Origin of the sequence: Borborobacter xinjiangensis, from assembly GCF_047739745.1 — a bacterium.
Classification (GTDB): domain Bacteria; phylum Pseudomonadota; class Alphaproteobacteria; order Rhizobiales; family Rhizobiaceae; genus Pseudaminobacter.
On the sequence record NZ_JBLLVA010000002.1, the window covers coordinates 366975 to 379519 of the forward strand.

Annotated in this window: 11 protein-coding genes; 10 read left to right on the top strand and 1 reads right to left on the bottom strand. The window is 62.2% G+C overall.

Features of this window, described 5'->3' with window-relative positions; translation table 11 throughout:
- Window positions 1-44: 44 nt before the first annotated feature.
- Window positions 45-371 carry an iron-sulfur cluster insertion protein ErpA gene (gene erpA / locus ACLKMW_RS04080; protein ID WP_415723194.1) on the bottom strand — a complete coding sequence of 109 codons (327 nt, stop codon included), beginning with the start codon at window positions 369-371 and terminating at the stop codon, window positions 45-47.
- Window positions 372-476: 105 nt separating this feature from the next.
- Between erpA and ACLKMW_RS04085 the strand changes: the two genes are divergently transcribed.
- The 10 genes from ACLKMW_RS04085 (at window position 477) to tatC (ending at window position 12518) form a co-directional block, all read left to right on the top strand.
- Window positions 477-1691 (top strand): deoxyguanosinetriphosphate triphosphohydrolase, encoded by a 1215-nt coding sequence (locus ACLKMW_RS04085; RefSeq protein ID WP_415723093.1) that lies wholly within the window; start codon window positions 477-479, stop codon window positions 1689-1691.
- 59 nt (window positions 1692-1750) lie between these two features.
- On the top strand, window positions 1751-3508 hold the full coding sequence (gene argS / locus ACLKMW_RS04090; protein WP_415723094.1) for an arginine--tRNA ligase: 1758 nt from the start codon (window positions 1751-1753) through the stop codon (window positions 3506-3508).
- A 105-nt stretch (window positions 3509-3613) separates the two neighbouring features.
- Window positions 3614-6868 carry an SPOR domain-containing protein gene (locus ACLKMW_RS04095; RefSeq protein WP_415723095.1) on the top strand — a complete coding sequence of 1085 codons (3255 nt, stop codon included), beginning with the start codon at window positions 3614-3616 and terminating at the stop codon, window positions 6866-6868.
- Window positions 6869-6977: 109 nt separating this feature from the next.
- Window positions 6978-7997 carry a beta-N-acetylhexosaminidase gene (gene nagZ, locus ACLKMW_RS04100; protein WP_415723096.1) on the top strand — a complete coding sequence of 340 codons (1020 nt, stop codon included), beginning with the start codon at window positions 6978-6980 and terminating at the stop codon, window positions 7995-7997.
- Window positions 7998-8065: 68 nt separating this feature from the next.
- Window positions 8066-8869, top strand: a complete 804-nt coding sequence (locus tag ACLKMW_RS04105) for a segregation and condensation protein A (protein ID WP_415723195.1) — start codon at window positions 8066-8068, stop codon at window positions 8867-8869.
- Window positions 8862-9602 carry an SMC-Scp complex subunit ScpB gene (gene scpB, locus ACLKMW_RS04110; protein WP_415723097.1) on the top strand — a complete coding sequence of 247 codons (741 nt, stop codon included), beginning with the start codon at window positions 8862-8864 and terminating at the stop codon, window positions 9600-9602. Before ACLKMW_RS04105 ends, scpB begins: the two co-directional genes overlap by 8 nt.
- Before the next feature lie 58 nt (window positions 9603-9660).
- Window positions 9661-10767, top strand: coding sequence for an ABC transporter ATP-binding protein (locus ACLKMW_RS04115; RefSeq protein WP_415723098.1), 1107 nt, complete (start codon window positions 9661-9663; stop codon window positions 10765-10767).
- Window positions 10768-10802: 35 nt separating this feature from the next.
- The gene (locus tag ACLKMW_RS04120) at window positions 10803-11036 is read left to right on the top strand and encodes a twin-arginine translocase TatA/TatE family subunit (protein ID WP_415723099.1); all 234 of its coding nucleotides are present in this window, start codon (window positions 10803-10805) and stop codon (window positions 11034-11036) included.
- Window positions 11037-11067: 31 nt separating this feature from the next.
- A complete protein-coding gene (gene tatB, locus ACLKMW_RS04125) occupies window positions 11068-11655 on the top strand; it encodes a Sec-independent protein translocase protein TatB (protein ID WP_415723100.1) in 588 nt (195 codons plus the stop codon).
- Window positions 11652-12518, top strand: a complete 867-nt coding sequence (gene tatC / locus ACLKMW_RS04130) for a twin-arginine translocase subunit TatC (RefSeq protein WP_415723101.1) — start codon at window positions 11652-11654, stop codon at window positions 12516-12518. The genes tatB and tatC overlap by 4 nt, the downstream gene beginning before the upstream one ends.
- Window positions 12519-12545 lie beyond the last annotated feature (27 nt).

A 12545-nucleotide genomic window follows, 5' to 3' on the forward strand; every position in this document is an offset into this window, starting at 1 on the left:
CAAAGCCGGAGCTTGCTTGAGGGACCCGGCGCGGTAGCAGTTGGTTAGATGGAGAAGCTCGTACCGCAGCCGCAGGACGCCACGGCGTTCGGGTTGCGGACCTGAAATGACTGGCCCATCAGATCGTCGACGAAGTCGATTACGGAGCCGCCCATATAGACGAGCGACACATCGTCGATCAGCACGGTCGCGCCGGCCTTTTCTATGGCGATGTCGTCGTCATTGCGCTTGTCGACAAGGTCGAATTTGTATGAGAAGCCGGAACAGCCGCCTCCTTCGACCGAGACGCGCAATGCTATCTTCCCGGGTTCTCCGGCAACGATCTTTGCGATCCGCTTTGCGGCGGCATCGGAAAGGTCTACACCGTTCATGGCAGTCTTTGCATCCGCGCCCATGGGCGTCACCTTGCGTTGGCGTTGTTACCATAGGTATGAAGCGCAACGGGGCAAGTCAACTGTGGCGGCATCTACACGGCCATGACGGAAAAACTCGGCGATATCGGCTTCGGTTACCGGCCACGTGCCGCCTACGCCTGCGATCCCGCCCTTTCGCGCGGACGTCTGTTTTCCGAGGCGGAGAGCCCGACCCGCACCCCGTTCCAGCGCGATCGCGACCGCATCATTCATTCCACGGCCTTCCGGCGCTTGAAGCACAAAACGCAGGTGTTTATCGCGCATGAAGGGGATCACTACCGCACGCGGCTGACCCACACCATCGAAGTGGCGCAGATTGCTCGCGCGCTGGCGCGCGCCCTTCGCTGCGACGAAGATCTCGCCGAGGCCGTCGCGCTGGTCCATGATTTCGGCCACACCCCCTTCGGTCATACCGGCGAGGATGCGCTGAACGAGAAGATGGCTGAATGGGGCGGTTTCGACCACAATGCGCAGTCGTTGCGCGTGGTGACGCGGCTGGAAAACCGCTATGCCGAATTCGATGGGCTGAACCTGACCTGGGAGACGCTTGAAGGTCTGGTCAAACACAATGGTCCCTTGACCGACGCCAAGGGCGAGGGACTAAACGGCTGGGTGCCGCAGTCGATCCTCGACTATTGCGAACTGCACGACCTCGAACTCGACAAGTTCGCCAGCCTCGAAGCGCAATGCGCGGCGATTGCCGACGATATCGCCTACAATACCCACGACATAGACGACGGTCTGCGGGCCGGTCTGCTGACGCTCGACATGCTGGAGGAAGTTTCGCTGCCGGCCGGCATCCTGCATGGGGTGCGCGAACGCTATCCGGCGCTCGATGCGGCCCGGTGCGGGCACGAGCTGATGCGCCGCCAGATCACGCTAATGGTCGAGGATGTCATCAGGACCGCATCTGCGAGACTTGGCTCGCTGAAGCCGCAAAGTGTTCGCGACATTCATGAGGCCGGCACCGTCATCGTGACCTTCTCGGACAACATGGCCAGGGCCGAGAAGGAGCTCAAGGCCTTTCTTTACAAGAACATTTACCGGCATGAAGAGGTAATGCGCGTGCGCGCAGACGCCGAACTCATCGTAAGGCAACTCTTTGATGCCTATTTTGCCGAACCGCGGGAAATGCCCGACGGATGGCGTGAGGGGCTGGACCGTGCCGAAGAACGGATCAAGGCGCGGCATGTCGCCGATTTCCTGGCCGGAATGACGGATACCTATGCGCTCAAGGAGCATCGGCGGCTGTTTGACCATACGCCCGATTTGGGATAGGCCAACCGGCTTGCCGGTTCCGGATCGGCGACAAGTTTCGAACATCCAGAGTGGCCATCATGAACGTCTTCGCCGATTTCAACGAGCGCATCATCAAGATCGTTGAAGCGCTTGAATTGAAAGCCAAAGATGGTGGAGAGGTCGATCTGTCGCGCATTGCGGTGGAGCCGCCGCGCGACGCCAGCCATGGCGATCTGGCCATCAACGCGGCCATGGTGCTGGCCAAGCCCACCGGGCAGAATCCGCGCGCGCTGGCCGAAAAAATCGCCGAAGCCTTGCGTGCTGACCCTGACGTTTCTGGTGCGGAGGTGGCGGGCCCCGGCTTCGTCAACTTGCGGCTGAATGACCATTTTTGGCAAACCAGACTGCAACAATTGCTCAGCCAGGGCAGCGATTATGGCCGCTCGACGACCGGCCGGGGCCGTAAAGTCAATGTCGAATATGTTTCCGCCAATCCGACCGGCCCAATGCATGTCGGCCATTGCCGCGGCGCGGTGGTTGGCGACGCGCTAGCCAATCTGCTCGACTTTGCCGGCTACGATGTCACCAAGGAATACTACATCAATGACGCGGGGGCCCAGATCGACGTGCTGGCGCGCTCGGCCATGCTGCGCTACCGCGAGGCGCTCGGCGAAGACATCGGCGAGATTCCGCCGGGGCTTTATCCGGGCGAATATCTCGAGCCGGTCGGCCAGGCGCTGGCCGAGGAGTTCGGCCGCGGTCTGCTGCTCAAGCCGGAGGAGGAAGCGCTCGAACTCGTCAAGAATCGCACGATCGACGCGATGATGGCGATGATCCGCGAGGATCTGGCGCTGCTGAACGTCCACCATGAAGTGTTCTTTTCCGAACGCCAGTTGCATGCCGACAATGCCGCCGCGATACGCTCGGCCATCACCGACCTCACGCTCAAGGGCCATGTCTTCAAAGGCAAGCTGCCGCCGCCCAAAGGCCAAAAGCCGGAAGACTGGGAAGATCGCGAACAGACCCTGTTCCGCTCGACGGAGGTTGGCGACGATATCGACCGGCCGCTGGTGAAATCCGACGGAACCTTCACCTATTTCGCGGCCGACGTTGCCTATCTGAAGGACAAGCTCGATCGGGGCTTTAACGACACGATCTATGTGCTGGGTGCCGATCACGGGGGCTATGTGAAGCGTCTGGAGGCGCTGGCAAGAGCTGTTTCGGGCGGCAAGATGAAGCTGACGGTGCTGCTTTGCCAGTTGGTGAAGCTCTTCCGCGATGGTCAGCCGGTTCGCATGTCCAAGCGTTCCGGCGAGTTCATCACCCTGCGCGAAGTGGTGGAAGAGGTGGGGCGCGATCCGATCCGCTTCATGATGCTCTACCGCAAGAACGACGCGCCGCTGGATTTCGATTTCGCCAAGGTCACGGAACAGTCCAAGGACAATCCGGTCTTTTACGTGCAGTATGCTTCGGCGCGGTGCCATTCGGTATTCCGGCAGGCTGCCGAGCAACTGGGTGGCGATTCGTTCGATCGCACAGTGCTGGCGGATTCGCTTGGCCGGCTGACGGACGAGGGCGAGATCGGGCTTATCAAGAAGCTTGCGGAATATCCCCGCATCATCGAATCCGCCGCCCACGCGCTGGAGCCGCACCGCCTGGCTTTCTACCTGTTTGATCTCGCCTCGACTTTCCATGCGCACTGGAACCGGGGCACGGAAAATCCGGACTTACGTTTTATTAAGGTTAACGACCGAGAATTGACGCATGCCAGACTTGGGCTGGTGCAGGCCGTGAGCGATGTTTTGACATCCGGACTGGCGCTTGTCGGAGCCGACGCTCCAACGGAAATGCGCTAGTTTAGCGGGGAGAACCTGTCACCTTTTGCCCACATTGCGCTGGTAAGGCCAACCCTTACGTGACGCCCCAGGTGGCGTCCGATTGTGCGAGTAGCGGGAACGAGTATGGCAGAGAGAACCCAGCTGAAAGCCGCCCATCAGGATCATTTTTCCGAGGACGATCCGTTCGCGGAGCTGACCCGGATCATGGGATTCGATCCACGCGAGCCGGTGCAGCGGCAGGCCGATTCCGCTCCTGCGGAGCAAGCCGTCGGCGCGGATGAGGACGATTTCAGCATTGATCTCGAAAGGGAGTTGCTGGGCGATTTTGCCGGATCAGAGGTGGATTCGCCGCGGCACGACGCGTCCGTGTTCGATGATGCAGCCGCTGCGGGCGTTTTCGACGAAGCCGTCGCTGCGTCTCTTGAAAATGAGCTTTCCGGCGTTGAGGCTCCGGCGACCAGCTGGCCTGCTGATGAGCCGGCTCAGACAGAGGCCGTCGCTTTCGAGGGGCAGCCGGTCGCCGAGTCCGACTCGGATGATTTCGCTTTCGCTGCGGCGCAGGAGCCGGAAGCCATCTTCGCCCAGGATGCCGAAGTCGGGCTCGACGATATTGTTTCGGATCGGCCGGTTGAAGCTTCCGAGAGCGAGGCTGCCGCGCCTTTCGATACGGACTTCGATCTGGACGGCGACTGGCTGGCTGCCGAGGATACCGAGCCCTCGGCTATGGACGAGGTCGAGTCCGTGCCGGCGGCGGAGGAGGTGGCGGCTCCGGTGGCGGAATTCGATGCCGCCAATATCGAGCCGACACCCGATCAGGACGAGTCGACTTCCTATCAGGACGAGGCCCCGCGTGTAGAGGTCGAGGACAGCTACGCAGGCGATCTCGAATCCGCGCCTTCGGAAGTGGATATCGATTTCACCTCGATCCCGTTGGGATCGGCCCATGTCGAGCCGGCAATCGAAACCGACTTGATCGAAACTGACTTGGAAGATGAGCTTCAGAGCCGCTTGGCGGAGGTTCACGAACTTTCGCCCGCGCACGTCGCAGAAACGCGCGAACCTTCGCCCGCGCCTATCGATGAAAATCTCGAGGACGAGCTCAATGCTCTTCTCGGCAATGCGCCAATCCATGCGGCGCCGGTACCTCCTGTCGCCGAGACGCAGGCCGTCGAAGACTTTTCTCATGACGACGGCGAACTGGAGCTTACGGCCGAGAATTTTCATGAGGAGCAGCCGTCTGAAGAGCTGTCGGCGGTCGAGGTCGAGCCGGTAGCTGAAATCCCGTCGGACCATTCCTATTCGCGCGGCAACTACCGCGTGGAAAGCGCCAGCTACGCTGCGCCTGACAATCACGAGGAAGTCGCCTCGCATGCCGGCGACAACTACGTCGCCTCCCATCATGATGAGCCCGACGTCCATTTCGACGACGACGCTTTCGATGCGGCATTTGCCGGTTCGATCCAGGAGGCTGCGGCGCAGGAGCCCGAGCTCGCCGCCTATTCCGATCAGCCAGTGCCGGCAGAGCAGCCCCAAGAACTGCCTGACGAGCAGCCGCAGGACCCATACGCGGAGCTCGCGGCGCTGACAGCGGAATTCAAGCCTGCTCGTCCCGCCGAAACCTGGCAGGCGCAAGCAGTTCAAGAAGCGCAGCCGCAAGATTATGGAGCCCAGGACTATACGGCCGCGGACTATGGCTCGCAGGGCTATCAGGACGAAAACTACCAGGACGAAAGCGCTTTCGGCGCGCAGGAAAATGCGCAGCAGCCAGCGGCCTATGAGGACTTCCCGGACATCGAGACCGTCGACGTGCCGGAACAGGCCGTGGCGCTTGCTGACGACCTCGACATTCCCGAGGTGGCTTATGAGGAGGAGCCGGCCGCACCTGCCTATGATGACATCGATGCCGAGTTCGCCAGCCTGCTGAATGAGATGAACTCGCCCGAGCCGGTTGCGCCTGCACCGGCGCCTGTTACGACGGAACAGGTCGACGAAGATGACCGACTTGCGGCCCAGTTCGAACGGGAATTCGCCGCTGAAAACGGCGCCTATCAGGCGGCGGGCGAAGCCTACCAAGTGCCTAACGTTGCCGCCGCCGCCGTTGCCGCGGCCGCTGCGGGCACGGCCGGCGCGGGATTGGCACATACCGGTTTTGCGTCGCAGATGCGCGGCGGCCAGGGCGGCGGCGATGTGCCTTCTTCGGCAAGCTACGCGGCCCGCTCGCAAGCAGAGCATGTTGACGACTTCAGCTATGATCCCGACGACTATGACGGTCTGGACGTTCCAGCCTATGATCGCGCAGAAGCCCGGCGGCAGCCTTCGCGCCGCAACCTGCTTATCGCCGGTATTATCGGCGCGGTGGTCGTCGTGGGTGGTATCGGCGTGTTTGCCTTGGGCGGCGGAACCGATTCCGGAGCACCGGCGCTGGTCAAGGCCGATGACGACCCGATCAAGGTGAGGCCGGAAAATCCTGGTGGCACGACCGTCCCCAACCAGGACAACAAGGTCTATGAAACGGTGTCGCGCAACTCTTCGCCTTCCGAGCCGAAGCAGGAAACATTGGTGACCACGGCCGAGGAGCCGGTCGACTTGGCCGCGCAGGAAGATGCTGAGGCTCCGGCCGCCGATCTGGCGGCTGCGCCCGGGTTCGACGATGGAGTGGATGCCCCGGCGCCTTCGGCCAAATCCGAAGATCGGATTGAGCAAGTGCTGAGGGAAACCGGCGATTCCAACTCCGAGATCGTGGCCGTTGCGCCGCGTAAGGTCCGTACCATGGTCGTGAGGTCCGATGGCACGCTGGTTCCGCGCGAGGATCCGGCTCCGGCCGCAACCGAGCAGGCTTCCCAGATCGACCCGGCAACGACCGCATCCGAAAGCGTGGTTGACACGGCCGCTGCCGCTGTCCCTCCGCTAGCTGGCGAAGCCGCTTCGGCGACACCGGCAGCCCAGCCGGCCGGCGAGCCCGTTCCGGCTGAGGCCGGCGCTGCACCGGGTGCTCCCGCGACGGCGAATCCGCAGTCGACGACGACTCCGTCGTCCGTAGCTGTCGCGCCGAACCGGCCTTCCGATCAGCCGGTCGATATCGTCGGTGAAGTAAAGGCCGACAAGATCGCAGCTTTGGCTCCGGCCGCGGCTGGAGGTGCCTGGTCGATGCAGATTGCCTCGCAGCCCAGCGAAGCTGCCGCCCAGTCATCCTATCAGGACCTGCTGCGTCGCTATGGCAGCGTGCTGAACGGGCATCCAGCAAACATCGTCAAGGCCGAGATCGCCGGCAAGGGTACGTTCTGGCGGGTTCGCGTGCCGGCCGAAACGCGCAACGATGCGATCAAGCTTTGCGAAAGCTATAAGGCGGCTGGCGGCAACTGTTTCGTCTCGAAATAGCACTCGCAACAGGGTAGAACAAAGCCGGCGCACACCACCGCGCCGGCTTTGCCGTTTGGCTCGGCGAACCCGATTCCATCAAGCGTTCCCTTGCTCTAATCTGTCTGTCATGACCGAATCAAAATCCATGATCCTCGGCTGTGCGGGGAAAACGCTCACTCCAGACGAAATCCGCTTCTATGCTGATGAGCGGCCGTGGGGCTTCATCCTCTTTGCACGCAATATCGGCGAGCCAGAGCAGATACGCGATCTGGTCGCTTCCATGCGCGACAGCGTCGGTCGACCCCAAGCGCCCGTGTTCATCGATCAGGAGGGCGGGCGCGTGCAGCGGTTGCGGCCGCCGATCGCACCCAATTATCCGGCTGGCGCCGAGCTGGGCGCGCTTTACCGAAACGACCGCGATGCCGGGCTGCGCGCCGCATGGCTTCTCGCGCGGCTCCACGCCTTCGACCTTCTGCGTCTTGGAATCACTGCGGACTGCCTGCCGATGCTCGATGTACCGGTCGAAGGCGCCAGCGACGTCATCGGCTCGCGCGCCTACGGCACCGATCCCGAAAGCGTTGCCGCGCTTGGCAAGGCGGCCGCGGAGGGCTTGTTGTCCGGGGGCGTGCTGCCGGTAATGAAGCATATTCCGGGCCATGGCCGGGCTCTTGCCGACACGCATTTCGAACTGCCGACCGTCAACACACCGATGGAAGAGTTGCGAGCGCATGACTTCGCCCCGTTCAAGGCGCTCAATCACCTGCCGATTGCGATGACCGCGCATGTCGTCTATTCCGCTATCGATCCGGACCATCCGGCCACGACTTCAGCGAAGGTCATCGAGGAAATCGTGCGCGGCGAGATCGGCTTCGATGGGCTTTTGGTCAGCGACGATACCTCTATGAAGGCGCTTTCTGGGGATTTCCCGTCGAAAGCGGCTTCGATTCTTGCGGCCGGCTGCGATCTGGTTCTTCACTGCAATGGTGTAATGGAGGAAATGGCGGGCATTGCCTCGCGTACCACCGTGCTCGAAGGCAAGGCGCTGGATCGCGCCGAACTCGCGCTGATCTATGTGAAGGAGCGCGATGAAGCCGAGGAGGCAGAAGTCCGCGCGGAGTTCGCAAACTATTTCGAGGCGGCCGCTTAGGTCGATCTCTAGGAGAAGGCAGCGGATTGGCGGAAGCACTGGAGAGCCGGACCGGGAAGGCCACGCCGATGGACCGCCTTTGGGCGGATGGCGATGACTCGCGGGGGCTCAGCGAGCCGTCGCTGTTGATCGATGTCGCCGGCTTCGAAGGACCGCTTGATCTGCTGCTGCACCTGGCGCGCAATCAGAAGGTCGACCTGTCGCGCATCTCGATCCTGGCACTTGCCGAGCAATATCTGGAGTTCATCGACAACGCGCGTGCCGTGCGGCTGGAACTCGCCGCCGACTATCTCGTCATGGCGGCGTGGCTGGCTTTCCTGAAATCCAAGCTGCTGATCCCCAAGCAGCCTGGCGATGAAGGCGAGAGCGGCGAGGAGCTGGCCGCGGTGCTGCAGTTCCGCCTGAAGCGCCTGGAAGCAATGCGCGATGCGGCGAGCAGGCTCGTCAATCGCAGCCGGCTGGGGCGCGATGTGTTTGCGCGCGGCATGCCCGAACTCGTGGTCGTGGAGAAGCGCAACGAATATTCCGCCTCGCTCTACGACCTGTTGACGGCTTACGCCATCCAGCGGCAGCGGCAGGCTGTCACCAATGTGCAGATCGCCAAGCGCGGCGTCTGGTCGCTCAAGGACGCGCGCGAGATACTTACCCGCATGGTCGGCGAGTTCGCCGATTGGACCGCGCTGGACCAGTTCCTCATCAGCTACCTGTCCACGCCGGAGGAGCGTGCGACGGCGATCGCCAGTTCCTTCGCGGCGACGCTGGAACTGGTGCGTGAGGGCCGCATGGACGTGCGCCAGCAGGAAGCCTTCGCCCCGCTTTACCTGCGCAGCCGGGCCGCGGCCTTGAAAACCGTCGAGGTGCGTCATGAATGACAGCGCGAATGCAACGGTGGTTCCGTTCGCAGCCGGAAACGCCGGCGAAAGCCTCGCCGAAAAAAAACCGGCGGCGCGCCTGCATCTTTCCGAGACCGTCCGGATGGCCGAGGCGATCATCTTCGCCAGCGCCGAACCGGTTTCGGAAAAGGCGCTTGCCGCGCGCCTGCCGGAGGGCGCCGACATTGCGTCTGCACTCGCTGAACTTCGGCAAAACTATGCGCGCCGTGGCGTCAATCTGGTGCGTATCGGCAATGCCTGGGCATTTCGCACCGCCGGTGATCTGGCCTTCCTGATGAGCCGCAATGCGGTGCAGCCGAAGAAGCTGTCGCGCGCCGCGCTCGAAGTGCTTGCCATAATAGCCTATCATCAGCCGGTAACGCGCGCTGAAATCGAGGAAATCCGCGGAGTGGAAACGTCCAAGGGAACGCTCGACACGCTGCTGGAAACCGAATGGGTGCGCATGCGCGGTAGACGGCGCACGCCGGGGCGGCCGGTCACCTACGGCACCACCGACATCTTCCTCGACCATTTCTCGCTGGAGGAAATCCGCGACTTGCCAGGCATCGAGGAATTGAAGGGGGCCGGTCTGCTGTCGGTCCGGATGCCCTCGAATTTTTCGATTCCGCTACCGCCTTCCGATCCCGATCTGCTCGGCGACGACGAGGACCCGCTAAACGATATCGACCTTGAGGAACTCGGACTGTTGACACCTCGCATCACGGATGATTGACGAGGGCAGGGTGCGCCCCAACCGTGACAGGAATTCGAACCCGCGAGGCTCTTTCCAGGTGAAGAACGGAGATGTGCAGACGGCAAGCCGGGTGACCGCAGGCGTCACTTTTGCGGCGCGTCTGGCGTTCGAGGATATTCGCCACGCATTCGGCGCGGGTGTCGAGACGCTGCGCGGCATAACGCTTGCCGCCGAGCCTGGCGAGGTTCTTTGCCTGCTTGGGCCTTCGGGATCGGGCAAGACGACACTTTTGAGGGTCGCCGCCGGTATTGAAAGCCAGTCCAGCGGCCGCGTGCTGCTGAACGACCGCGAGATTGCCGGGCCTTCGGTATTCCTGCCGCCGGAGAAGCGCTCGATCGGTCTGGTTTTCCAGGATTTCGCGCTGTTTCCGCACCTGACCATCCTCGACAATGTGCGCTTCGGCCTCACCGCGCTTTCGGGCGACGAGGCGAGCCGTGAAGCGATGATCGCGTTGTCGCGTGTCGGGCTCGATCACTATGCCGCTTCCTATCCGCATGTGCTTTCAGGCGGCGAGCAGCAACGTGTCGCTCTGGCGCGTGCGCTGGCGCCGCGTCCGGCGGTGCTGCTGATGGACGAGCCGTTTTCCGGCCTCGACTCGCGCCTGAAGGACACTGTGCGGGCTGAAACGCTGGCCATACTGCGCGAAAGCCGGGCGACCGCGATCGTGGTGACGCACGATGCGGAAGAGGCAATGCGCATGGCTGACCGGATCGCGCTTCTCAAGGATGGCGAACTGGTGCAGGTGGGGCGCGCCGAGGACCTTTATCTGGCTCCAACAAATCTGTTCGTGGCGGCTTTCTTCTCGGAGTTGAACGTGTTCCACGGACGGGTGAAAGCTCAGGCGGTCGACACACCTGTTGGAAAGATACCGGTGAGCGGATCGCAGGAGGGCGCCCGCGCGACCGTGGCTGTGCGCCTGACCGGCTTCGAAGTCAGCGAAAGCGAAGGGCAAATCGAGGCGCGAATTCTCTCCCGCCGGTATCTTGGCGTTGTGGAATTGCTGGAACTTGCTGTATCGGGTGCCGAGACGCCCGTGCGCGCTCGCGTGCGCGCAGGCGCCCTGTCTGCCAAAGCGCGTGACATCTGGCTGTCATTGCGACAGTCTGATGTACTTATGTTTGAAACGCCGCGCGAAAGCGCATAGATCAGTCTCGGGAAATAATTCGAAAGAGAGTTACAATGGGTTCCTTTTCGATTTGGCACTGGCTCATCGTTCTGGTTGTGGTGCTGCTCCTGTTCGGCCGCGGCAAAATCCCGGAACTGATGGGCGACATGGCCAAGGGCATCAAGAGCTTCAAGAAGGGCATGTCGGACGAGGACGCCGAAGAGGCGAGGCCTGTCGACAGCAAGACCGTGGAGCACCGGCCCGACGAGACCGTGCAGGCGGCGAAGGAAAAGGCCAGCAAGAGCTGAGCTGTTTCCCCGCTAGTCAGTAAGGATCGCCATGTTCGATATCGGCTGGACCGAAATGCTTGTGATCGCGGTCGTCATGATCGTGGTCGTGGGGCCGAAGGATTTGCCGCGCATGTTGCGCACCTTCGGCAAGACGACGGCGAAGCTGCGCGTGATGGCCGGCGATTTCCAGAAGCAGTTCAATGAGGCGCTTAAGGAAGCGGATCTCGACGACGTCAAGAAGTCGGTAAACGAGTTGCGCAGCCTGAATCCGACAGCCGAGATCAAGAAACAGCTCAACCCGTTCGAAAAGGCGGCGGCCGACGTTCGCGCCGGACTTGAAACCGCGACGCAGCCAAAGGTGCCTGTGGCGGCCGATCCGCTCAAAAATGGGGCCACGGCGATGCCGGGCGTTGCCGGGCCGGAAGCCATGCCCGCCGCCCCGACCTTTCCGGCGGCGGCCGAACCGACACCAGCGATTGCCGACGTGCCAACCAACGTTGCGGCCGTGGACACGAAAGCCCAGGCATCCGCCTCGAAGCCAAAGGCTGCGCCGGCGCCAAAGTCTGCCGCAAAGCCGGCGGCCGCCGCGAAACCTAAGAAGGCAGCGGCCCGGAAAGCAGCGGGAACGCCGAAGTGAGCCAAGAGGACGACGAAATCGAGAAATCCTCGGCGCCGCTGATCGAACATCTGATCGAGCTGCGTACGCGCCTGATGTGGGCAATCGGCGGCTTTTTCGTCGCCTTTCTGGTCTGCTTCTTCTTCGCCAAGCAATTGTTCAACCTGCTCGTCATACCGTTCAAATGGGCGACGAACTGGGCAGGGCTCGATCCGCAAAAGGTCGAGCTTATCTACACCGCACCGCAGGAATTCTTCTTCACGCAGATCAAGCTGGCGATGTTTGGCGGCCTGGTCATCGCCTTTCCGCTGATCGCCGCGCAGATCTACAAATTCGTCGCGCCGGGTCTCTACAAGAATGAGCGGAACGCATTCTTGCCGTTCCTGATCGCGTCGCCGATCCTGTTCCTGCTCGGCGCCTCGCTGGTCTATTTCTTCTTCACGCCCATGGTGATGTGGTTCTTCCTCGCCATGCAGCAGTCCGGTGGCGGCGACCAGGTGCAGATTTCCCTGCTGCCCAAGGTTTCGGAATATCTCAGCCTTATCATGACGCTGATCTTCTCGTTCGGCCTGGTATTCCAATTGCCGGTGGTGACGACCTTGATGGCGCGTGTCGGGCTGCTGTCGTCGCAGGCGCTTGTCGACAAGCGCAAATGGGCGATCGTCATTGCCTTCGTGGTCGCGGCGGTGCTTACTCCGCCCGACCCGGTCAGCCAGATCGGTCTTGCCCTTCCCACGATCCTTCTCTACGAGATTTCAATCTGGACCGCCCGGATGATCGAACGGAACCGCGAAAAGGAGCGCCTGGCACGCGAAAGGAAGGAAGCCGCCGTAGCGGCTGCCGAACGCGCTCAGGGTGCCGGCGAAGGAGATGCCGCCGGCTGACCACCTTTCGATCCGCCACGGCGGCCG

Excerpts from the sequence above, each read along its gene's own strand:
- erpA (WP_415723194.1), bottom strand. The coding sequence starts at position 371 with ATGAACGGTGTAGACCTTTCCGATGCCGCCGCAAAGCGGATCGCAAAG.
- ACLKMW_RS04095 (WP_415723095.1), top strand. The coding sequence starts at position 3,614 with ATGGCAGAGAGAACCCAGCTGAAAGCCGCCCATCAGGATCATTTTTCC.
- tatB (WP_415723100.1), top strand. The coding sequence starts at position 11,068 with ATGTTCGATATCGGCTGGACCGAAATGCTTGTGATCGCGGTCGTCATG.
- ACLKMW_RS04085 (WP_415723093.1), top strand. The coding sequence starts at position 477 with ATGACGGAAAAACTCGGCGATATCGGCTTCGGTTACCGGCCACGTGCC.
- nagZ (WP_415723096.1), top strand. The coding sequence starts at position 6,978 with ATGACCGAATCAAAATCCATGATCCTCGGCTGTGCGGGGAAAACGCTC.
- scpB (WP_415723097.1), top strand. The coding sequence starts at position 8,862 with ATGAATGACAGCGCGAATGCAACGGTGGTTCCGTTCGCAGCCGGAAAC.
- ACLKMW_RS04105 (WP_415723195.1), top strand. The coding sequence starts at position 8,066 with ATGGACCGCCTTTGGGCGGATGGCGATGACTCGCGGGGGCTCAGCGAG.
- ACLKMW_RS04120 (WP_415723099.1), top strand. The coding sequence starts at position 10,803 with ATGGGTTCCTTTTCGATTTGGCACTGGCTCATCGTTCTGGTTGTGGTG.
- argS (WP_415723094.1), top strand. The coding sequence starts at position 1,751 with ATGAACGTCTTCGCCGATTTCAACGAGCGCATCATCAAGATCGTTGAA.